The organism is Cognatundibacterium aquatile, assembly GCF_014699135.1.
GTDB lineage: Bacteria > Pseudomonadota > Gammaproteobacteria > Burkholderiales > Burkholderiaceae_D > Undibacterium > Undibacterium aquatile.
Genome location: NZ_JACOFT010000005.1, coordinates 317,194 through 338,180 on the forward strand (window position 1 = coordinate 317,194; position 20,987 = coordinate 338,180).

Below are 20,987 nucleotides of genomic sequence, written 5' to 3' on the forward strand. Positions count from 1 at the left end.
GACTATGCTGACCCGGAAATTTATTCTGCTGTAACCTGTTCTAGTCTGTAGCCATAACTATAAACAGGTGCCAGCCTGTAGCCGTTTTCAGGCCTCAATTCCAGTTTGCTGCGCACCCTGGAGATATGAGTGTCCATGGTTCTGGACGGAATATCGACATCGCGCGACCAGACCGCTTCCAGTATGTATGCGCGGGATAAGGGGCGACCGAGATTGCGGAATAACAGCAGCGCGAGATCGAACTCTTTTTGCGTCATTTCTACCGGCTGATCGTTAACGCTGACACGACCAGCGCGCGTCTCAAACTTGTAGATGCCGAATTGCAGATGTTCTGACGCCGTCTGCGTCGGATACGCCCGGCGCAACAGCGCCTGCACCCTGGCCACCAGTTCACTGCGGCGGATAGGTTTGATCATGTAGTCGTCTGCACCAGCAGCGAGGCCAGCGACGATGTCGTCTTCACCTGAGCGACTGGTCATAAACAAAACCGGCAGCGTTGGTGAGAGCTTTTCCCGCACCCAGTGCAGAATTTCAGTGCCATTCAGATCGGGAACCTGCCAGTCCAGTATCAGCATATCGTAGCTTTCGCGACGCAGCTGATGCAGCATTTCTTTGCCGCTTAAAAAAGGATGACATGTATGACCAGCCGCATTCAAAATAGTGCAGACCAGCTCCAGCAGATTATTGTCGTCGTCAAGTACAGCGATTCTCATGGATAGTTATCGTTAATGTCTGGCAATTGAACAGGGTCTTATCATTATATCGAAAGCAAGTAAGAAAAATGAAATTTGTTAAAAAATGTAACCCGTAAAAATAACATTTGCAACGAAATTTATTTCTTTATTACCGCATCGATCATTCTTCTTTAAGCATTACCTCGTTAAGTGATGTGAAACACCGATCTGATTCATTCAAGGCGAACGCATTGCAGACTTGTCCGCCTCAGTTACTCATCCAGTTGCTGACTCAACTGTTTAATTACGTAGTTCTAATTCAGGCAAAACAACATTCACGTCCAGTACTTCAAGATTCCCTTGCTTATCAAGAGAGACGGTAATGTCCTCCGGACTGACTTTGGTGTATTTTGAAATGACAGCGATCAGCTCCTCGCGCAACGCGGGCAAAAAATCGTAACCTTCACGACCTGTGCGTTCACGGGCGATGATGATCTGTAAGCGTTCTTTTGCCACATTGGCAGTTTTTGGTTTGCTATTAAATAAAAAAGAAAGCAAGGCCATGTTTATTTACCTCCGAAAATACGCTGCAGTAAGCCTGGCTTTTCGTAAGTGATGAAGCGCAACGGAACTTCCTGACCGAGGAAGCGGGTGACCACATCTTCATAAGCATCAGAGACATCGCTGCCTTTCATGTGTATAGCAGGGTTACCCTGATTCGATGCATGTAATACAGCCTCTGATTCCGGGATCACACCAATCAGAGGGATACGTAAAATTTCCTGTACATCGGTATACGACAGCATTTCACCGGCTTCAACACGTTTTGGTGAATAGCGTGTGATCAGTAAATGTTCTTTGACTGGCTCGCCGCCTGCTTGTGCGCGTTTAGACTTCGCCTGAATGATGCCGAGGATACGGTCAGAATCACGTACTGAAGACACTTCAGGGTTGGTAACAACGATTGCTTCGTCAGCAAATGTCAGCGCCATGACGGCACCGCGTTCGATACCCGCTGGTGAGTCGCAGACGATGAATTCAAAGTCCATTTTTGCCAGATCATTCAGCACGCGCTCAACACCTTCTTCTGTCAGTGCATCTTTATCTCTGGTCTGTGAGGCGGGCAGTATGAACAGGTTATCGCAATGCTTATCCTTGATTAATGCCTGATTCAGGGTTGCTTCACCGCTGATGACATTCACCAGATCATAGACCACGCGGCGTTCGCAACCCATGATCAGATCCAGATTGCGCAGACCGACGTCAAAATCCAGTACGGCTGTTTTATGCCCGCGCATTGCCAGACCTGAGGCAAAACTTGCGCTGGAGGTGGTTTTTCCTACGCCGCCCTTGCCGGATGTTACAACAATGATTCTTGCCACAAAAAACTCCTTTTTCTATTCGAAATAACTGAAATATAGGGCGTTATCCGACCGTTTTTACTGATGATACTTCAATACTGTCACCAATCAGCCTTACTTGTGCGGGATGTTGTGCCTGCAAATCCGGGAAGCCATTTTCAAATGTCCGGTAGATGCCGGCAATCGACACCAGTTCCGGTTCCATTTGCAGAGCAAAAATTCTTGCTTCCGTATTGCCGGTAGCGCCAGCTAATGCGCGTCCGCGCAGCGTAGAGTAAATATGGATGCTGCCGTCGGCGATAACTTCCGCGCCGTTATTGACTGAGGCTGTAATAATCAGGTCTGCGCCGCGGGCATAAATACGCTGACCAGCGCGTACTGGCGTATCGATCACCATTGCCGGATTATTGCGGATAATTACTTGTGGTTCAGCTTTTGCTGCCGGTGCCGGTACTTCGGCTTGCGCTGCGATCACTTCTGGTTCGTGGCGTGGTTTGCTTACCACATCAATACTTAAACCATGTGAACGGATGATCGCATAATCCTCTTCGCGCGCATTGCGAACCGCGACCGGATGCAAGCCATGCGCTTTGAATAGTGGGATCAGCGCATCCCAGTCAACGGTTTCTGCAGCGATGCTTTCAACGTCAATGACTGCGAATTCATCGTCAAAAAAATCCGGTGAACCAGTGGTCATTTCCTTTAAGGCAGCTTCCAGCGCAGGAGTGGACGCTTCATGCAGCAATACAGCGACAGCGACAACGGTGGAAATTTTTATTTCTATGGGCTTACGCGTCAGACTGTTTTGCATGGCATTCATCAGAAAAGGAAAGGCAGTCGCCAGCGTATCATTATTTTGTGGTCAGGAAATCATCCGCAGGATATCGATACGCGTTTCGGCAGGTAAGCTTGATACCTGCTAAAAGGACTCATCCTACCAATTGACAGAAAAGATTGCAAAAATAAGCAAGGTTTTCTTGCGCCAAGCGGCAAATCCACGACGCTACTCAGTAAAACTTTCCATATGGAAAATTTATGTAACAGACGTAAGCGGATATAAGCAGAAATCATCTCTATTGATGAAACGAGATCTAGAACGCATGCGCAGCATGCAAATTGTCCAGGATTTCTGCTTTTAACGGTGAGAGCGTCGCTTGTGCACGATTTCTTGGTTGTTGAAGCCCGGGACGGAAGATGGATCTGACATTGCCTGCATCGCGATCCAGCAGAATAATACGGTCGCTCAGATACAGCGCCTCGTCAATATCGTGTGTGACCATGATTATCGTCAGTCCATGCTCTTGCGCCACGCTGAGCAGCAAATCCTGTAATTTCATGCGGGTGAACGCATCCACCGCAGAAAATGGTTCATCCAGCAGCAGTAACTTCGGGCGAGAGTACAACCCCCGGGCGATTGCTACGCGTTGTGCCTGTCCGCCAGATAACTGTTTGGGCAGCGCATTTTCATATCCGGACAAGCCGACTTCTGACAGCAGATGTGACACCGATGAGCGTTCTGTGGCTGATTGCGCCGGGTCGAAGGCAATATTGGCGGCGACGCTCAGCCAAGGAAATAGGCGGGGTTCCTGAAATATAAAGCCGATGTCCTGGCTGACACCATATAGCCGCTTACCTTCGAGTTGTATTTGTCCACGGTAATCACGATCAAGCCCGGCAATAATGGAGAGCAAGGTGCTTTTGCCGCAACCGCTGGCGCCGATCAGGCTGACGATCTCGCCGCGCTGTATCTCGATTTGCAGCGAGCGCAATACCTGGCGGCTGCCGTAGTGTTTGTCGTCGATACTGATATGCAGGAAATCGCTCATGCGGAGGTTCCTTCTGCCTGATAAGTATCACGCCAGGTAAGCAGGTGCTGCTCCAGTTGTTGCATACCCCAGTCACTGATCTTGCCCAGCAAGGCGAGTAAGGCGATTGCGGCCAGAACAATGTCGGCACGGCTGGTTTCGCGCCCATCGGTCAGCAGATAGCCCAGCCCCTGACTGGCGGCAATCAATTCAGCGGCGACCATAAACATCCACGCCAGACTCAGTCCGTTACGCAAACCAGTCAGAATCGCCGGCAAGGCGGCCGGTAGCAAGATGCGGCGCGTCATCGCATAAGGCGTCAGACGATATAGTTTACCCACTTCCGTCAGCCGCCGGTCAACGCCACGAATGCCGGAAACAACGCCCATATACACCGGGAAAAAAGCGCCGATCGCGATCAATACTAATTTCGGTGCTTCATCAATACCCAGCCACAACAGCAATAAAGGAACCCATGCCAACGAGGGAATCGCACGCAATGCCTGAAAGCTGGGATCGAGCAATGCGTCCAGACGTCCGCTGAGCGCAACCATAGAACCGGTGGTGATTGCCAGCGCCGCACCGATGACAAATCCCGCTGCAACGCGGGCGCTGCTGACGCCGATGTGGCTGAGCAGGTCATGCTGCCAGAGATAAAAAAGCGTACCAAAAATCTCAGACGGTGCTGGTAGCAGATTAGACGGAATCAGCGCAAAGCGGACACTGATTTCCGCCAGCAGTAAAACGGTCAGCGGCAACAGCAGGCCCCACAATGCGCGTGGTAACACCGGGTTCTTTTTTTGCGCTGCCGGATTTGTGCTGGCAGCAGTCATCGCAATGGCAGACGTGTTCATGATGTTCAGCTGCGGCTAATCAGTGGTTGGGAAAAACGCGTATCGATTAGTGCATGAATCACGGCTTTCAGATCGGTGCCTGGTTTGACCAGCCCTTCCTCCAGCAGAATAGGCGCGGCAGTTTCCAAAGCCTGGATATGTTCATTTGTCGGCAAAGGCTGGCTGAAGTCGCTGCGTAATTTGATTTGCAATAAAGCGACTGGCAACGTGACTTTGGCTTCTTCCGACAATATCTTTGCGGCCTCCGATGGATTACTGATAATCCACAGACGTGCTTTTTCATAGGCGCGGATGACACGCGCGACCTCGGTCGGGCGACTGCTTAGGAATTCTTCGCGCACATTCAAAAAGCCATAGGTGTTGAATGCCACATTACGGTAGATCAGTCTGGAATTCGATTCCAGTTCGCTGGCGGCCATGTGCGGATCCAATCCTGCCCACGCATCCACTTTACCTTGCTCCAGCGCAGCACGGCCATCGGCGTGTTGCAGGCTGACATGTTCTATGTCGCTACGTTTTAATCCCGCCGTTTTCAGCGCACGTAACAAAAATAGATAAGGATCGGTGCCCTTGGTAGCCGCTACTTTTTTCCCTTTCAGGTCGGCGAGATTGCGGATGGCAGAGTCTTTCCGCACCAGCAGTGCCGTCCATTCGGGGCGTGAAAAAATATACGGCGTCCTGATCGGATTGCCGTTGGCTTTGGCGAGTAAGGCCGCCAAACCGGCACTCGAACCGATATCAATACTGTTGGCGTTCAGATATTCGAGCGCTCGATTGCTGCCTGCACTCAGCACCCACTTGATACTGGTACCGTCGGCTTTGAATTCATCTTCCAGCCAGCCGAAACGACGTAATACCAGACTGGTGGGGGAGTAATACGCATAGTCCAGCCGCAATTCTTTCAGTGGTGTCGCAGCGTGAGCGAATGTCGGTAATAAAGCTGCGGTTGCAGAAGCGGAAGCAAGTTCGAGGAAATGGCGACGTTTCATGAGGCGCTTTCAAAAAAAAGAAATAATCAGGTTGCAGCTGTAGCTGCGACCGGGGGCGTGATGCTGACCTGGCGTCCGGCATGATTTTGGGGTAAATAAGGGCCTTTGCCGAAAAGCTGATGTCGCAAGCTGCCGCTGGCATACCTGGTCTTGTAGCGTTTGCGGCGCTGTAATTCGGGAACGATCAGATTCACGACATCGCGCATCGTTTCGTGGGCGATGGCAAACGCAAGGTTAAAACCGTCGATACCTGTTTCATCGACCCAGGCTTCTAACTGGGTGGCGATTTGTTGCGGGTCACCGATGAAGACCGGCCCGCGACCACCGAGCGCAATGAATTCTGCCGCTTCCCTGACCGTCCATTTTTTTGAAGGATCTGCTGCACTGAACGAGGCCAGCGCCGATCTGCCTGCATCTGACTCGATGTAGTCTATCGTGGCATCGAGTGGAAATTGTGAAAAGTCGACACCGGTCCAGCCAGACAACAAGGTCAGCGATGCTTCAATATCGAGGTATTGCCGATAATCCAGATATTTGGCTTGCGCTTCTTTTTCGGTTTCTGCGGTGATGATCAGTGCCTGCGCATAAATCAGAATGTCGGAAGGCTGGCGGCCAGCGGCAACGACCGCCTGCCGAATATCATCGACATAGCGTTTGACGACTTGTTTGCTGGGGCCGCTGACAAACGTGCATTCAGCATGTCTGGCGGCAAATGCAGTACCGCGCTTGGAAGTGCCAGCCTGAAACAAGAGTGGCGTTCTTTGTGGTGAAGGTTCGGATAAGTGGATGCCCGGTACTTTGAAATACCGGCCTTCGTGCGCAATCGCATGCACATGTGCCGGGTCGGCATAAATACCGCGCAATTTGTCGCGCTGAAGCGCTTGCTCATCCCAGCTTTTTTCCCACAATTTATAGACGACCTCCAGATATTCATCTGCCAGGTCATAGCGTTCGTCGTGACCGAGTTGCTGCTGCAGACCCAGATTGCGGGCGGCGCTGTCGAGATAGCCAGTGACGATATTCCAACCTATGCGTCCTTCCGTCAGATGATCGAGTGTCGATAAGCGACGCGCAAACGGATAGGGATGTTCACTGGTTAATGCACATGTCACGCCAAAGCCCAGATGTTTGGTTACGCTCGCCATGATGGGCACCAAGGCCAGCGGGTCGTTTAAGGGGATTTGTATCGCATGTTTCAGTGCAGCATCCACCTTGCCCTGAAAGACGTCATACACACCCAGCACATCGGCCAGGAATACGGCGTCAAACAAACCGTATTCCAGTAAGCGTGCGAGCTCGGTCCAATGCCGCGCGCTGGTGTATTGATGGCTTTGATCGCTGGGATGTCGCCACAGCCCCGGCGACTGATGGCCGACGGTATTCATCTGAAACGCATTGAAGCGGATGACTTTGCTCATGGCCTGATTTATTTTCCGCTGTTTTCCAGCGCTTGCTGATAATCCGGTTTGGAGAACCCGGCGAAATGTTTATTCGTGACATCCAGAAATTCGCGTGAACGATAAGCGGCTTCCAGATCTTTCACCCAGGCTTTGCCTTTATCTGCAGTGCGGATCGCGACCAGGTTTTGATAATTGGCAGAGATTTTTTCACGCGCCAGCGCTTCGCTCAGTTTCAAGCCTGACACCAGCGCAAAATTGCCATTCACAAACGAGTAATCTGTGTCTTGCAAAGAGCGTGGTAACTGCGCTGCTTCCAGCGGAATCAGTTTGATTTTTTTGATGTTGTCGGCAATATCTTTTTCTGAGGCACGGATAGGATCGAAATTTGCCCGCAGTTTGATCCATCCTAACTGGTCGAGCAGCACCAGTGCTCTGGCCTGATTGGTCGGATCATTTGGTAAGGCGACGGTCGTGCCTTCTTTAACTTGGTTCAGTGAAGTATGTTTTTTGCTGTAGATCGCAATCGGAGCCGTGGGGACTTTAATCAGCTCGCTTAATGGCAATTTGTTTTCAGTCGAAAACTTGGTCAGATAGATGATGTGTTGAAACGCATTCGCATCGAGCGAGCCTTCGGCGAGTGCAAAATTCGGTTGTATATAGTCGTTAAATTCGACGACTTTAACTTTGTATCCCTGCTTTTCCAGTACAGGCTTAATGCCTAATTTCACCTGATCGGCATACGGGCCTGCGCTTGTACCGATGACTAATTCTTTCGGGTCTTTCGCCAATGCCGGAACGGAAACGGCGAGCGCTAAGCTCGTCAACAGGGTAGTCAGAAGTGTACGACGCAGCATAGAAATTCCTTCAGAAAGTTGAGTATGAAAGTGAATGCAGTAAAGGTAAAGGTAACGGTAGCGGTGACGGTAACGAATCAACGATGATCAATTTTTCTGGCGATACGGCTGCCGGTGAACTGTATCAACTGCACCAGAACAATCAGAATGGCAACAGTAAAAAACATGACATCGGTCTGAAAGCGGTAGTAACCGTAGCGGATCGCAAGATCGCCGATGCCACCGCCGCCGACCACGCCAGCAATGGCGGAGTAAGACAGAAAACTGATCGCCAATACGGTCAGGGCGAGCACCAGACCGGAACGGGCTTCGACCAGCAAGACCCGCCAGACGATCTGAAATTCGGTGGCGCCCATCGCATGGGCGGCTTCGATGACGCCGCGTGGCACTTCTTTGCAGCTTTGTTCGACCAGCCGCGCGAAATAAGGAATCGCAGCAAACGACAGTGGCACTGCCGCTGCCAGCGGGCCGATGGAGGTGCCGACTAGCCAGCGTGTGAATGGCACCAGTGCGACCAGCAAAATGATGAAAGGAAATGAGCGTACGGTATTGACCAGCCAGCCTAGCGCCAGTGCGAGGGGGCGATGCTGTAGCGATTGCCCCTCGCCGACCAGAAACAACAGAATACCGAGTGGCCCGCCGATGATGACGGCGGCTGACAAGCCTATACCCAGCATGGTCAGCGTTTGCAGCAGAGCCGTTCCGAGTTCAGGTAACAGTGAGATCAGATTTTCAAACATGGGCAAGATCTTTCCACTGTCCGGCGCTGCTTTCTTCGCGGCTGTAATACGCCAGTTCACGTCCTAACGCGGTTTGGCGTGGGATGTCGGTATCGGCCAGCGCAAAGCTTTCAGCGACTTCGCCATCGACGATCACCGCGACATGATTGCAAATACTGCTGAGGACGGATAATTCATGACTGACGATCACAATCGTGACTCCTAAACGTTGATTAATATCGCGCAAAGTGTCCAGCACTTCGCGTGTTGTTTCTGCATCGAGAGATGAGGTTGGTTCATCGCACAACAGCACTTGTGGTCTGCTCGCCAGTGCGCGCGCGATTGCAACGCGTTGCTTCTGCCCACCGGATAACTGCGCCGGATAGCTGTTGGCTTTATTCGTCAGGCCGACGATATTCAGACATTCCTCTACACGTTCACGGATCTCGTGTTTGCTCAGATGGGTGTGTATCTTCAGCGGGAACGCGACGTTGTCGAACACGCTGGCATTTTGTAAAAGATTGAACTGCTGAAAAATCATGCCTATGTTCTGGCGTGCTTCACGCAATTGTTTTTTGTTGAGTCGCGTCAGTTCGTTACCGGCGACAGTGATGCTGCCCGTGTCTGGCCGCTCCAGTAAATTGAACAGACGCAGCAGCGTCGATTTTCCTGCGCCGCTTTTTCCTATCAGACCAAAAATATCGCCTTTTGCAATGTCCAGACTGACGTTGTTGACCGCCTGAAAAATGTCGCCGTGCGGCAGCACAAAGGATTTGCTGGCAGACTGTATTCGTATGATGTTGTCGCTCATGATCGGCTCCGTATTACGAATAGGCGGTCGGTTCAGGCACGCTGCCGTTCAGTGCATAGCGCCCCAGATCACGTAGTTTGTAATCAATCGGGTCGTGCAGGGTATGTACCCGGACATTGCGCCAGAAACGGTCGTAGCCATAGCGGCTGGATGTTGAGCTGGCTCCGGTCAGTTCAAACATTTGTGAGCTCACCTCAATACCTGCGCGGTGCGCAAGGCATTTTGCTTCTGCGACCGAGATCGCAAGCGCACCTCGCTCTGTGGCAGTGACCAGCGCCCCTTTTCTGAAAGTGCGCTCCAGTTCTTGTGCCGCCAGATCGGCAAGTGCCGTCGCCGGGCGCAGCAATAACCAGAGTTCACCATAACGATGCTGAATGTAAGGGTCTTCTGTGGCGGCGCTGACTCCTGAGGAAAACCAGGCTCTGGCCTTATCCCGCGTGTAGTTGCGGGCGGCATCAAACGCACCGGACGCGATGCCCAGATACAGGTTTGCCATCATCAGTTGGGCAATTTGCGAGCGCAGTGTGGCTTGCGCCGTCGGTACTTGTCCCGGCGCCTGCAACACCAGATCGTCATGCAGGAAGACGTGATCGAAATGCACGTTGCCGCTATCTGTCTGGCGCTGGCCGAAGGCATCCCAGTCTGCCTGTATGCGTATGCCGGGTTGGGTGCTAGGTATTGCCGCAATCAGCGCGCTTTGCGTTGCTTCATCCCAGGCTGAAATGGTCAGCCAGTCCGAACCCACGGAGCCAGACGAAAAACTTTTAATACCGTTGAGCAGATAGCCATTTTGAGTACGGGTTGCAATCGTGCGTTTATCCAGAGGATTCAGCGCATTACCCCAGAATAATTTTTGTGCGACGGTGGCGCTGTACAGACGCCGGCGTTGCTGCGCGTTGCCATACAACTCTATGCCTGCAATTTGTAAGTGGTGAAACGCGAACACATGCGCGAGGGCGCTATCGGCTTTGGCGAGCAATCGTACGATCTGCAAGATCGTTGCCCAGCTCGCGCCCTGACCGCCAAATTCCTCAGGAATGGATAAGGTCAACAAGCCGGATTCACGTATCCATGCACGTTCTGTTGCTGCATGACCGCCAGTCTGATCACGTTCGACGGCGCTTTGCGCCAGACGATCAGCCAGGTTGGCGGCGATGGCAATCATCTCGTTTTCAGGAGATGAAAAATCGATGGCGTCACTTAATGTTTGTAGTCGTCGGGACATGCGAAAACCTGATGGATGAGCAATATGTCAGGCCAGTATTGCATCTGGTCTTATCGCGGTACACGAAGATATTTCGCCTTGCTTATGCGGAATTTTCCTATGTTGAAAATCAGATGCTGATAGTTGAAATCTGTTGTTTTTTAATTTTCAACTATAGAAATATGAAATGCTTCCTTGTCAGGTGTTCTGGCGCTTTTTATGATCATCACAGCTTTTTTCAAACCATTTCAAACCATCTCAAACGACAGGAAACCATCAATGAAACTGGAAACTATTGCTGTTCACGGCGGTTATTCGCCAGACCCGACGACACGTGCAGTTGCGGTGCCGATTTATCAGACCGTTGCCTATGCTTTCGATAACACCCAGCATGGCGCAGATTTATTTGATCTGAAGGTGCAGGGGAATATTTATTCACGGATCATGAATCCGACCAATGATGTGCTGGAAAAACGCGTCGCGGCACTCGAAGGCGGTATCGCTGGCCTGGCATTGGCATCCGGGCAGGCCGCCATTACGTATGCGATACAGACGATTGCTGAAGCTGGCGACAACATCGTTTCGGCATCGACGTTATATGGCGGTACCTATAATCTGTTTGCGCATACCTTGCCACAATTCGGCATAGAAACCCGCTTCGCGGATTATCGTGACCCAGAGTCGTTTGCGCGGTTGATCGACGATAAAACTAAAGCAGTGTTTGTTGAATCGATTGGTAATCCGCTGGGGAATATCACCGATATCGAAGCGATTGCTGCCGTTGCGCACAGACATGGTGTGCCGCTGATCGTCGATAACACGGTGCCATCGCCTTATCTGTTGCGCCCGATTGAATTTGGTGCCGATATCGTGGTGCATTCGCTGACTAAATATCTGGGCGGGCATGGTACGACGATAGGCGGCATTATCGTTGATTCCGGCAAGTTTCCTTGGGCAGAACACAAGCAACGTTTTAAGCGTCTGAATGAGCCTGATGTCTCATATCACGGCGTCGTTTATACCGAAGCTTTAGGCCCTGCCGCCTACATAGGTCGTGCGCGCGTGGTGCCATTGCGTAATACGGGTGCCGCCTTGTCGCCGTTCAATGCCTTCCTGATATTGCAGGGCATAGAAACGCTGGCGTTAAGACTGGATCGCATTACCGACAATACACGCAAGATTGCCGAATATCTGCAACAGCACGCGAAAGTGAAGTGGGTGAATTATGCTGGTTTGCCAGATCATAAAGATCATGCGCTGGCGCAGAAATACCTGGGCGGTAAGCCATCAGGAATACTGACTTTTGGTCTGCAAGGTGGACGTGAAGCGGGTGGACGTTTTCAGGATGCCTTGCAACTCTTCACTCGTTTAGTAAATATCGGCGACGCTAAATCTCTCGCATGCCATCCTGCGACCACGACGCACCGGCAATTAAATCCGGAAGAACTCGCCAAAGCAGGCGTGACCGAAGACACTGTGCGCTTGTCGATAGGTATCGAGCATATCGACGATCTGATCGCTGATCTCGAACAGGCATTAGCCGCTTCATAACATAATATGTCGCCCTGATCGCAGGCTTTGCATCAGGGCGCATCTCACTGATTTTCATCCGCAGTAAGGAATAGCAATTTTTTGCTCATTCTGTCAATGACCCAAGTCAATGCCCCGACCTGATGGCGTCCTATAATTCGTTTGCCCTGAATTCCGCACGGATGTGCTATTTTCAGCCGACTGTTCTGCGCCGATATGCTGCCATAGTAGTAATATAAACATATGCTGTCTGAATGAATCAGGTATTGCATGCGTCGCATATGCCGCATGTTTCGCATGTGGCGCATTTGTTCATACGCAGCCTCGTACTTGCCAGAAGCAAATTATTTTCCTGAACATGTTGTCTGAGCTGCATTCTCATCCGGCGACCAGCCTACCGTCACAGAGCGGTGCTTAACGAAAACTTAAAAATCATGTCAAACCAACAGAGACCATTGCAAGAGCGCGCATTGACAGACCTCCGGACCCTCGCTGAACTTTTCACATGGCGCGTAGCGAAAACGCCGTCCGCAGAAGCTTATCGGCAGTTTAATGAGCAAAATGGTCAATGGATCAGTTACACATGGGAAGAAACCCATCAGCGCGTGATGGGCTGCGTGCGGGCGCTGTCGTTGTTGAATCTGGAGCGTGGTGCGCGTATCGCGATTTTGTTGCCGAATGGTTTGCAGGCGGTGTGTATCGATCAGGCGGCGTTGCAGATGGCGTGCGTGCCAGTTCCGATGCATGCGCTTGATAATCCTGAAAGTATTGCTTACATCATCGGTGACAGCGATGCTTCAGTTCTGATCGCAACAACTGATCAACAATGGAAAGACATAGGCAATGCCGGGATTGCGCTGCCTGCTTTGCGTCAGGTCGTGGTGCTGGAAAAAAATCTGACGGCGGCTGATTATCCCGCCGGTGTTCCTGTCGTTTCAAGCGAAGAATGGCTGTCTGCTGCGGCGAGTGTGAATGCTGCCGGGGGGCTGGAAGAGGCTGCGACGGATGATCTTGCCGCCTTGGTTTACACCTCAGGCACCACAGGTAAGCCCAAGGGCGTGATGCTGACGCACAATAATGTCATGTCGAATGTGAAAGCCGTGGTTGCACGTGTGGCACCGGTGATCAGCGATGTATTTCTGTCGTTCCTGCCTTTGTCGCATACCTTTGAGCGTACAGCCGGTTATTACCTGCCAGTGGCGGCCGGTGCCTGTGTTGCATTCTCGCATTCGGTCAAACAGTTGCCTGAAGAGTTGGTCACGATTAAGCCGACAATTTTGATTTCTGTGCCGAGGATTTACGAGCGTGTGTACAGCGTGATTCAGACCAGGCTGGCGCAGTCAAAAGTACAGTCGTTTTTGTTTAATGCGGCGATCGCAGTGGGCTGGCGGCGCTTCACGCGCGCGCAGGGTTTGTCGGCAGATAGCGTGTTGCAAAGTATCAGCGATGCTATCGTCTGGCGTGTGCTGGAGCCTGTGGTTGCCAGCAAATTGAAAAATCAGTTTGGTGGTCGCCTGCGCGTTGCGGTCAGTGGCGGCGCTGCACTCTCCACATCGATCTCGCGTTGCTTCCTCGGTCTGGGAATTCCTATTGTGCAGGGATACGGTATGACAGAAACCGCGCCGGTTGTGGCATTCAACGCACCGGACGACAATAATCCTTCCACCGTCGGGCGAATTCTTGAAGGTGTTGAGGTAAGGGTAGGTGAAAACGCCGAGCTGCAGGTGCGCGGACCTAACGTCATGCGCGGTTACTGGAAGCGTGAAGAAGATACTGCCAAAGCATTTATTGATGGCTGGCTGCGTACCGGTGATCAGGCGGAAGTCGTCGATGGTCGCGTGCGCATACTCGGCCGCGTCAAAGAGATTATTGTGACATCGACTGGTGAAAAAATTGCGCCTGTCGATCTGGAAATCGCAATTTCCACCGATCCGGCATTTGAGCAGGTGTACGCTTTTGGTGAGAATGCGCCTTTCATCGGTTGCGTCGTTGTACTGAGTCAGTCTTACTGGGCACAGTTAGCGCAAACGCTGGGGTTGGATGCCACGGATATGAACAATTTAAAATCCCCCGCTGCAACTGACGTGGTGTTGAAGCGTGTGCGTGAACTGACCAGCAGCTTTCCGTTTTACGCCCAACCTAAAGGCGTGATTTTATCGACCGAACCCTGGACGATAGAAAGTACCTTAATCACACCAACGCTGAAATTGAAACGTCTGAATTTGCAAAAGCACTTTGCAGAAGACATGGCACGTATTTACGCTCCACGAAAAAAATAAACCTGCCATCGTCGGACACCAGTCTCTGCAATGTTTATCCAGATAATGCAGGGACTGGTGTCCGTTATTCCTGCGCGTTCTGGTGCATGCTTGAGCATTCCGCGATTTTGTTTTTCCCGCCTTTGTATCGTTCCCGATCAACGGTACAGGGGAGGTTTTTCTATTTTCGGTTTGATGGCGACCTCACGTAAGGTCGCGCATCCAACGATCTGCATATTTCGTGCAAAAAAATTCTGATGACGTACCGATTCATCTGCATACGGCAGCGTGACGCGTTACCGTCTTAGGGTTACACTGGCAAGCTTGTTTCAAATCGCCTCACGTTATGCCAGGTATTTTCACTTTCTCACAATGTCAGCGCACTTACGATGAATGATCTCAAGGTCAAATCTTATCTGCCATGGGTCGTCGCGATTGCTCTATTCATGGAACAGCTCGACGCGACTATTCTGAATACCGCGATTCCTTCTATGGCGGCGAGCTTGCAGGTGACGCCTTTAAGTTTGAAGGCTGCAGTAACCAGTTATATTCTGAGTCTGGCCGTTGGTATTCCTGTCAGCGGCTGGATTGCAGATCGCTTTGGGACACGCCGGGTTTTTGGTTTTGCCGTCGCAATTTTTACCGTTGCTTCGGTTCTGAGTGGTCTGGCAGTCAGTGTGCCTATGCTCGTCGCAACCCGTATTTTGCAGGGCATCGGAGCCGCCATGATGATGCCCGTCGGCCGGTTGGCGATCATCCGTACTTTCCCAAAAACAGAATTACTGACTGCGATGAATTTTGTGATCATCCCTGCACTGATAGGCCCGCTATTGGGTCCGACCGTTGGTGGACTGATTGTGCACTGGTTGTCGTGGCGTGTGATTTTCTTTATCAATGTGCCGGTCGGCATCATTGCGCTGTGGCTGGCGTATCGCCACATGCCGGATTATTACGGGAATGAGGAGCGCCCGCTGGACGTGGTTGGATTGGTCTTATTCGGCACCGGAACCGCCTTGCTGTCATGGCTGCTGGAAATCTTTGGTGAGCACCGCCTTGATATTACGTCGGAGTCAGTTCTGTTTGTGATCTCGCTGATATTACTGGCAGCTTATGGATGGCATTCGCAACATACGCCATATCCGTTGTTACGCTTAAATCTGTTTCAGATACGCACGTTCCGGGTGTCTATTGTCGGTGGTTTTGTCACGCGCTTAGGTATAGGTGGACTGCCGTTTTTACTGCCTTTGTTGTATCAGCTGGGGCTGGGACTGCCTGCATGGCAATCTGGATTACTGATGATGCCTGCGGCTGCGGCTGCTATGGGTATGAAGCTGATCGCCCGACATTTGCTGCGTCAATTTGGCTATCGCAAAATTCTGATTACGAATACGTTCATGATAGGCGTGACGATCTGCTTGTTTGCCCGTGTTTCCTCTTCCACACCGTTGATATTGATTGTGGCGCTGAGTCTGGCGCAGGGATTTTTTAATTCACTGCAGTTTTCCAGTATCAACTCAATGACGTATGCCGATATTGAGCCCGTCGATTCCAGCATGGCCAGCACAATAGGCAGTTCTTTGCAGCAGATGGCCTTGAGTTTCGGGCTGGCTTGCGGCTCACTGGTCGCAGCATGGTATCTCGGCGCGCTTCCGCAGAGCGACAAAATTGCGGTCACCAGTGCGTTACACCACGCCTTCCTCACATTAGGTGTGGTCACGATGTTGTCGTCGATATTTTTCTGGACCTTAAAAAATGAGGACGGTGAAAACGTCACGAAGGGCGTCGTTGCAGATAAGGAGTCGTAGCAGCTTTGCCGCATCAGAGATGGCGCTGTCGGCGCACTCCCAGTAATGCTGCGCGGGTGACTGGCGCTTGCAGTTGATCCAGCCACCATTGCAGCGCACGTCCTTGCATGGCTTTACTGCTTTGACGCCACGCGTAACTTGACTGTACCTGCTGCTGCGCCCGTTCCACTTTTCTGACGACCAGTTTTCCGCTGTCTATGCATGGGTTAGCAAGGCAGGTCGGTAAAAATCCTGCTCCCAGTCCTCGCACCTGCGCCTCCAGTTTGGCAGACATATCGGCAACGGTGAACACATCTTGCCCCGTCAGCAAACCTATCGACATGCTGGTTCCTTGTTTGACTGAGTCGGCAATAGCAACCGCACGATACTGGCGTATCACCTTGTCAGACAAGGGTTCTGTCGCGGTTGCCAACGGGTGATGCGGCGCGACGGCGAAGGCAAAATCGACAGTGCCCAGGTGTTCGCGTTGTAAGCCGGTTTTCGTATTGCTGTCCATCACGACACCAATAGCCAGATCGGCTTGTCCTGATGTCAGCGCCTCCAAGGTGCCGGATAAGGTTTCCGCCCTTAGTTTAAGCCGCGTTGGTGGATTCATCTGAAAGAACTGTTCACACAATTCCATGATGGTTGTGCGATCAATGATGCTGTCAACGGCGATGGTAAATTGTGGCTCCCAACCGGTGGCAACGCGTTTCACACGATTGGCGATGGCGTCGATTTCTTCCAGCAGACTGTTTCCCTCGCGTAGTAATTCCATCCCTGCAGCCGTTAATTGCGCCTGACGGGAGCTGCGATCAAACAGCAATACATCGAGCGCTTCTTCGATCTGACGCACGCGATAGGTCAGGGCACTTGGCACCATATTGCTGGCGCGCGCGGCCGCGGCAAAGCTGCCGGTATCAGCGATGACTTGCAACATCGCCAGTGCCGCTGGCGTCAGGACATCACGGGGAGTATTCATGGTGTATTTATTCGTTCATTTATTCAGAATCATGACATCAAATTTCACCCGTGGAAACAGTGTGTTTGTCAGGCATGATGGGAAGGTGGGATCAGGCTGCTCATTGCTCATTGCTTGATGGGCGATATTGATCAGAGACGATTGCCAGGATTTTCAAAAAATGCCAACGCGAAAACATCGCCGCAGTGTGATCGCAGAGATTCGCTATTTGTTCGCGCCAGAACAAAACTGAAATGGTAGACTGCGGAGTCAGCTTTATCAGGAACATTCAAGTCGGTCACAATGGAAAATATCACCTCTCTTTTTTCTCAGCATGGGTTGCTGGCACTGTTTTTTGGTGTACTGGTCGAGCAACTCGGTGCTCCTATTCCCGCCCTGCCTTTTCTGTTGTTAGCCGGTGTCGCGGCGGCAGATAACGGTGTGTTTGCGGTTCAGGCGCTGGCAGTGGCGACGCTGGCATCAATGATTGCCGATTCCGTCTGGTTCTATGCCGGGCGCAGGTTTGGTCATCGCGTATTGGCATTGCTGTGCCGGATTTCAATTTCTCCCGATACTTGTGTGCGCCAGAGTGAGCTGAGTTTTGCCCGCCGTGGTATCGCAACTCTGGTCGTCGCCAAGTTTGTTCCGGGACTGTCGATTCTCACACCGCCGCTGGCAGGGGCAATGGGCATGCGGGTGTCATCATTTGTGATATTTAATATTGCCGGCACGCTGTTATGGGCTGGCAGTGGTATTGCAGGAGGCTTACTGTTTCACAATCAGGTCGGGCAACTGTTGGCTTACCTGAGTCAGCTTGGCGATACCGCCATGTTGCTGGTTGCTTGTGGAGTTGCTTTATACATTGCCGTACGTATCTGGCGGCGCTGGCGCGTGAAACGCTCGGTGGCCAGTTTGCCGCGTGTAGCGCCTGCTCAGCTGGCAGATCTGCTTGAGCGTGGTGAAGAACTCGTGATTGTCGATGTCCGTGTTTCTTTGGCCCCGGGCGCGCTGGAGACACATATTCAAGGTGCCAGACACATAGAATTAAGCGGCATAGAAACTGCCCCTGTCGACACATGGCCGGCAAGCGCAAAAATTATTACGTATTGCTCGTGTCCGAATGATGCGTCCGCACTCAAAGCTGCGTATTTACTGAGTCGGCGTGGAATTGCCGCCAGTGTTTTACATGGCGGTATCGACGCCTGGATCGATGCGGGGTATCCGGTAGAGACAATCGGCCACGCGTAATGTCTGATATCTCAGGCTATCGGCATACGTGATTCAGATGAGGCAGGATAATTTTTCTACCTGTCATTTAATTTAATAGGAGTTTGATGATGACGATTTCGGTTGATTGGCAAGCCGCTAGTGGCAGCACTGCATGCAATGTCGAATTTGAAGGTTTGCAATGGATTTCTGACATCGATAAAAAATCTGGCGGATCAGGGCAACATCCTTCGCCGCATGAGCTGCTTGATTCCGCACTCGGGGCATGTACCGCGCTGACGCTGGAGTTGTATGCGAAGCGCAAGGGATATGCTCTTGCAGGCATACATGTGGAAATTGACCGGGAAGAATCGGGTGGTATTTATCGCCTGACCCGGCGCATACAATTGCTTGGCGAGCTGGATCAGACAACGCGTGAAGATTTACTGCGTATTGCGAATAAGTGCCCAATACATAAAGCGCTGAGTGGGCAGTTTCAGATCGATAGTGAGCTGATCTGAAGCGATTCCTGATATCGCGTAGCAAAGAAAAAAGGCGTCTGGACGACGCCTTTTTTTATATTTGCCGAGATTAACGGTGCCGAGAATTTGTCGCCATACGAGCATCAATACTCCATGTACCTGCACCCCACGCGGCCAGTGTCAGCAAGCCACCTGCAACCGCAATATTTTTAAAGAACAGCAATTGCGTGACGTATTGCTGATCAGCCGGAACCGCCCAGTAAGCATGAAAAACAAATGATGCGACCAGCGTGAACAGCGCAAGTACCAAGGCCGCAATGCGTGTGCCCGCGCCGGTAATCAGTGCTGCGCCACCGCCGATTTCAACGATGAGCGCGGCTGCCGCAGCCAGTGCAGGCATAGGCAACTCTGCCGAACTGATATAAGCGATAGTGCCTGCAAAACCCGTGAGCTTACCGATCCCCGCAGGTAAAAACAGCGAGGCCAGCAATAAGCGACCAGCGAGTGCCAAAGGATTTTTTAATGCATCAAACATAGTGACTCCGATTCTTTAGTGAAACAGCTTGTTCAGGCAGTCAGATCAAACACTAATACTTCAGCGTCTTTGCCATTGGTGAGGGTAATCTTGCTTTCATTCTCAATTTTGAAAGCATCACCACCACTGATGCGCTGACCATTGACTTCCAGTTCTCCGCGTATCAGATGCACATACGCTTTACGTGCAGGATTTAAGATCAGTTCCGCTTTTTCATCGCCATCAAACAAGCCGGAATACAGCGCAGCGTCCGCATTCATCGCAACAGAATCCTGCGCACCATCAGGGGATGCAACTAAACACAAAGTGCCACGTTTTTTCGCTGCCGGAATCGTTTTTTGCTCGTAGCCCGGCGCGATTCCTTTTTGTTTTGGCGTAATCCATATCTGCAGAAAATGGGTGGTTTCACCTTCTGCGTGATTGAATTCACTATGTCTGACGCCGGTACCTGCGCTCATTCTTTGCACATCGCCTGGCGGAATGCCTTTGATGTTACCCATACTGTCCTGATGCGCGAGCTGCCCGGATAACACATAGCTGATAATTTCCATGTCGCGATGGCCATGAGTGCCAAATCCAGTGCCGGGAGCAATAACGTCTTCATTGATCACCAGCAGATTACCCCAGCCTGAATGATCAGGATCGTAATAATCTGCGAAAGAAAATGAGTGATTACTTTTAAGCCATCCATGATCCGCACGACCACGACTTTGAGATTTTCTGAGTGTAAGCATGATAGGTTTCTCCTTGTTGATGGCAGTGATTATTTCATTTCTCTGCGACCTGATGCCGCGTGCCGTTTGATGACATCATTTAAAAAATTTGAATGTCCAATCACTTTGAATTGCATATTGATGACACTCATGGAGTCATAGCAACAATGTTATTTCCGCATATGGGAAGTTTTGATCTTGCTCAGGATTGAACAAGATCATTGCTGCATCCGGCAGGGCATATCCGTGATGAATCCCGGAATATGAAAAAGAAAACAGAATACGTATTAAATTTTATCGCTACGTTGTTCCGTCTGTGCGAATTGGCGAAAGATGCGTGTTTTGGCTCACAGCAGCACAGGCTGATCCGGTAACTCATTGCAGGTGTTATGTTCTGTTGCGTAGTGCCGTATCAGATGCTGTGTCACAGCCTGTATTCCGGCGATCACACCGGCCTCATATTCTGCTCGTTGAAAGTAGCTTTCCATATCACGGCAGATTTTTTCCCATTCGGCGTTACCAGTTTTCGTGTGGATTCCACGGTCTGCGATGATTTCGACACGTTTGTCGGCCAGCAGCAGATAGATCAGAACACCGTTGTTGTGTTCTGTGTCCCATATACGTAATTCGGAAAACAGATTAATCGCACGTTCTCGGGAGGATTGATTCCGGAATAGCGGCGCGCCATCGAGTGAGGCTTCGACAGCAAAACGTATTTCACCCAGATGCCGGGTCTCGCTGAGCTTAATTGTCTGCTCAATGGCCTGCAGAGATTTTTCAGGGAAATAGCGCGGCAGTTGCCAGCGGCTCATCGATAAATGTTTGATTATGCGTCTCAGATTCATGA

At 51.2% G+C, this 20,987-nt stretch carries 21 protein-coding genes; 5 read left to right on the forward strand and 16 right to left on the reverse strand.

The genetic code is table 11. The features are described from left to right. Nucleotides 1–20 precede the first annotated feature (20 nt). From H8K26_RS14775 to H8K26_RS14830, 12 genes are all read right to left on the reverse strand, one after another. Nucleotides 21–713 (reverse strand): response regulator transcription factor, encoded by a 693-nt coding sequence (locus H8K26_RS14775; RefSeq protein WP_186884547.1) that lies wholly within the window; start codon nucleotides 711–713, stop codon nucleotides 21–23. A 261-nt stretch (nucleotides 714–974) separates the two neighbouring features. Next, on the reverse strand, nucleotides 975–1,238 hold the full coding sequence (minE, locus tag H8K26_RS14780) for a cell division topological specificity factor MinE (protein ID WP_186884548.1): 264 nt from the start codon (nucleotides 1,236–1,238) through the stop codon (nucleotides 975–977). Between the two features lie 2 nt (nucleotides 1,239–1,240). Next, complete coding sequence (gene minD / locus H8K26_RS14785) at nucleotides 1,241–2,056, reverse strand: septum site-determining protein MinD (RefSeq protein WP_186884549.1); 816 nt, start codon at nucleotides 2,054–2,056, stop codon at nucleotides 1,241–1,243. A 43-nt stretch (nucleotides 2,057–2,099) separates the two neighbouring features. Then, the gene (gene minC, locus H8K26_RS14790) at nucleotides 2,100–2,846 is read right to left on the reverse strand and encodes a septum site-determining protein MinC (RefSeq protein WP_190480561.1); all 747 of its coding nucleotides are present in this window, start codon (nucleotides 2,844–2,846) and stop codon (nucleotides 2,100–2,102) included. Between the two features lie 280 nt (nucleotides 2,847–3,126). After that, on the reverse strand, nucleotides 3,127–3,861 hold the full coding sequence (locus H8K26_RS14795) for an ABC transporter ATP-binding protein (protein ID WP_190480562.1): 735 nt from the start codon (nucleotides 3,859–3,861) through the stop codon (nucleotides 3,127–3,129). Then, a complete protein-coding gene (locus H8K26_RS14800; protein ID WP_190480565.1) occupies nucleotides 3,858–4,694 on the reverse strand; it encodes an ABC transporter permease in 837 nt (278 codons plus the stop codon). Before H8K26_RS14800 ends, H8K26_RS14795 begins: the two co-directional genes overlap by 4 nt. Nucleotides 4,695–4,699: 5 nt before the next feature. Beyond that, nucleotides 4,700–5,683 carry an aliphatic sulfonate ABC transporter substrate-binding protein gene (locus tag H8K26_RS14805; protein ID WP_190480567.1) on the reverse strand — a complete coding sequence of 328 codons (984 nt, stop codon included), beginning with the start codon at nucleotides 5,681–5,683 and terminating at the stop codon, nucleotides 4,700–4,702. A gap of 26 nt (nucleotides 5,684–5,709) precedes the next feature. After that, nucleotides 5,710–7,101, reverse strand: a complete 1,392-nt coding sequence (locus tag H8K26_RS14810) for an LLM class flavin-dependent oxidoreductase (RefSeq protein ID WP_190480570.1) — start codon at nucleotides 7,099–7,101, stop codon at nucleotides 5,710–5,712. Nucleotides 7,102–7,109: 8 nt separating this feature from the next. Further along, nucleotides 7,110–7,937 carry a MetQ/NlpA family ABC transporter substrate-binding protein gene (locus tag H8K26_RS14815; protein WP_223827040.1) on the reverse strand — a complete coding sequence of 276 codons (828 nt, stop codon included), beginning with the start codon at nucleotides 7,935–7,937 and terminating at the stop codon, nucleotides 7,110–7,112. A 77-nt stretch (nucleotides 7,938–8,014) separates the two neighbouring features. Then, nucleotides 8,015–8,677, reverse strand: a complete 663-nt coding sequence (locus tag H8K26_RS14820; protein ID WP_190480571.1) for a methionine ABC transporter permease — start codon at nucleotides 8,675–8,677, stop codon at nucleotides 8,015–8,017. Next, a complete protein-coding gene (locus H8K26_RS14825; protein ID WP_186897794.1) occupies nucleotides 8,670–9,467 on the reverse strand; it encodes a methionine ABC transporter ATP-binding protein in 798 nt (265 codons plus the stop codon). Before H8K26_RS14825 ends, H8K26_RS14820 begins: the two co-directional genes overlap by 8 nt. Nucleotides 9,468–9,480: 13 nt before the next feature. Next, entirely contained in the window at nucleotides 9,481–10,692 is a 1,212-nt protein-coding gene (locus H8K26_RS14830; protein ID WP_190480573.1) for an acyl-CoA dehydrogenase family protein, read from the reverse strand. Nucleotides 10,693–10,950: 258 nt separating this feature from the next. Here H8K26_RS14830 and H8K26_RS14835 point away from each other — a divergent pair, with 258 nt between their 5' ends. From H8K26_RS14835 to H8K26_RS14845, 3 genes are all read left to right on the forward strand, one after another. Continuing rightward, nucleotides 10,951–12,222, forward strand: coding sequence for an O-acetylhomoserine aminocarboxypropyltransferase/cysteine synthase family protein (locus tag H8K26_RS14835; protein WP_190480574.1), 1,272 nt, complete (start codon nucleotides 10,951–10,953; stop codon nucleotides 12,220–12,222). Nucleotides 12,223–12,635: 413 nt separating this feature from the next. Then, on the forward strand, nucleotides 12,636–14,480 hold the full coding sequence (locus H8K26_RS14840; RefSeq protein ID WP_190480576.1) for an AMP-dependent synthetase/ligase: 1,845 nt from the start codon (nucleotides 12,636–12,638) through the stop codon (nucleotides 14,478–14,480). A gap of 368 nt (nucleotides 14,481–14,848) precedes the next feature. Further along, entirely contained in the window at nucleotides 14,849–16,264 is a 1,416-nt protein-coding gene (locus H8K26_RS14845; protein WP_190480578.1) for a DHA2 family efflux MFS transporter permease subunit, read from the forward strand. A gap of 13 nt (nucleotides 16,265–16,277) precedes the next feature. Here H8K26_RS14845 and H8K26_RS14850 read toward each other — a convergent pair whose 3' ends face one another. After that, the gene (locus H8K26_RS14850; RefSeq protein WP_190480580.1) at nucleotides 16,278–17,225 is read right to left on the reverse strand and encodes a LysR family transcriptional regulator; all 948 of its coding nucleotides are present in this window, start codon (nucleotides 17,223–17,225) and stop codon (nucleotides 16,278–16,280) included. A gap of 282 nt (nucleotides 17,226–17,507) precedes the next feature. Between H8K26_RS14850 and H8K26_RS14855 the strand changes: the two genes are divergently transcribed. Continuing rightward, nucleotides 17,508–18,452, forward strand: a complete 945-nt coding sequence (locus H8K26_RS14855) for a VTT domain-containing protein (protein WP_223827041.1) — start codon at nucleotides 17,508–17,510, stop codon at nucleotides 18,450–18,452. A gap of 86 nt (nucleotides 18,453–18,538) precedes the next feature. Continuing rightward, entirely contained in the window at nucleotides 18,539–18,931 is a 393-nt protein-coding gene (locus H8K26_RS14860; RefSeq protein WP_223827042.1) for an OsmC family protein, read from the forward strand. Between the two features lie 70 nt (nucleotides 18,932–19,001). Here H8K26_RS14860 and H8K26_RS14865 read toward each other — a convergent pair whose 3' ends face one another. From H8K26_RS14865 to H8K26_RS14875, 3 genes are all read right to left on the reverse strand, one after another. After that, a complete protein-coding gene (locus H8K26_RS14865) occupies nucleotides 19,002–19,427 on the reverse strand; it encodes a DoxX family protein (RefSeq protein ID WP_190480582.1) in 426 nt (141 codons plus the stop codon). Between the two features lie 32 nt (nucleotides 19,428–19,459). After that, nucleotides 19,460–20,161 carry a pirin family protein gene (locus H8K26_RS14870; RefSeq protein ID WP_186884563.1) on the reverse strand — a complete coding sequence of 234 codons (702 nt, stop codon included), beginning with the start codon at nucleotides 20,159–20,161 and terminating at the stop codon, nucleotides 19,460–19,462. Between the two features lie 326 nt (nucleotides 20,162–20,487). Beyond that, nucleotides 20,488–20,985: a TPM domain-containing protein gene (locus H8K26_RS14875; RefSeq protein WP_190480584.1), complete on the reverse strand. Its 498-nt coding sequence runs from the start codon at nucleotides 20,983–20,985 to the stop codon at nucleotides 20,488–20,490. Nucleotides 20,986–20,987: the final 2 nt, after the last annotated feature.

Bases quoted from the DNA above. Each gene is read 5' to 3' on its own strand.
- H8K26_RS14775 (WP_186884547.1), bottom strand. From the start codon at position 713: ATGAGAATCGCTGTACTTGACGACGACAATAATCTGCTGGAGCTGGTC.
- minE (WP_186884548.1), bottom strand. From the start codon at position 1,238: ATGGCCTTGCTTTCTTTTTTATTTAATAGCAAACCAAAAACTGCCAAT.
- minC (WP_190480561.1), bottom strand. From the start codon at position 2,846: ATGCAAAACAGTCTGACGCGTAAGCCCATAGAAATAAAAATTTCCACC.
- H8K26_RS14795 (WP_190480562.1), bottom strand. From the start codon at position 3,861: ATGAGCGATTTCCTGCATATCAGTATCGACGACAAACACTACGGCAGC.
- H8K26_RS14800 (WP_190480565.1), bottom strand. From the start codon at position 4,694: ATGAACACGTCTGCCATTGCGATGACTGCTGCCAGCACAAATCCGGCA.
- H8K26_RS14805 (WP_190480567.1), bottom strand. From the start codon at position 5,683: ATGAAACGTCGCCATTTCCTCGAACTTGCTTCCGCTTCTGCAACCGCA.
- H8K26_RS14810 (WP_190480570.1), bottom strand. From the start codon at position 7,101: ATGAGCAAAGTCATCCGCTTCAATGCGTTTCAGATGAATACCGTCGGC.
- H8K26_RS14815 (WP_223827040.1), bottom strand. From the start codon at position 7,937: ATGCTGCGTCGTACACTTCTGACTACCCTGTTGACGAGCTTAGCGCTC.
- H8K26_RS14820 (WP_190480571.1), bottom strand. From the start codon at position 8,677: ATGTTTGAAAATCTGATCTCACTGTTACCTGAACTCGGAACGGCTCTG.
- H8K26_RS14825 (WP_186897794.1), bottom strand. From the start codon at position 9,467: ATGAGCGACAACATCATACGAATACAGTCTGCCAGCAAATCCTTTGTG.
- H8K26_RS14830 (WP_190480573.1), bottom strand. From the start codon at position 10,692: ATGTCCCGACGACTACAAACATTAAGTGACGCCATCGATTTTTCATCT.
- H8K26_RS14835 (WP_190480574.1), top strand. From the start codon at position 10,951: ATGAAACTGGAAACTATTGCTGTTCACGGCGGTTATTCGCCAGACCCG.
- H8K26_RS14840 (WP_190480576.1), top strand. From the start codon at position 12,636: ATGTCAAACCAACAGAGACCATTGCAAGAGCGCGCATTGACAGACCTC.
- H8K26_RS14845 (WP_190480578.1), top strand. From the start codon at position 14,849: ATGAATGATCTCAAGGTCAAATCTTATCTGCCATGGGTCGTCGCGATT.
- H8K26_RS14850 (WP_190480580.1), bottom strand. From the start codon at position 17,225: ATGAATACTCCCCGTGATGTCCTGACGCCAGCGGCACTGGCGATGTTG.
- H8K26_RS14855 (WP_223827041.1), top strand. From the start codon at position 17,508: ATGGAAAATATCACCTCTCTTTTTTCTCAGCATGGGTTGCTGGCACTG.
- H8K26_RS14860 (WP_223827042.1), top strand. From the start codon at position 18,539: ATGATGACGATTTCGGTTGATTGGCAAGCCGCTAGTGGCAGCACTGCA.
- H8K26_RS14865 (WP_190480582.1), bottom strand. From the start codon at position 19,427: ATGTTTGATGCATTAAAAAATCCTTTGGCACTCGCTGGTCGCTTATTG.
- H8K26_RS14870 (WP_186884563.1), bottom strand. From the start codon at position 20,161: ATGCTTACACTCAGAAAATCTCAAAGTCGTGGTCGTGCGGATCATGGA.
- H8K26_RS14875 (WP_190480584.1), bottom strand. From the start codon at position 20,985: ATGAATCTGAGACGCATAATCAAACATTTATCGATGAGCCGCTGGCAA.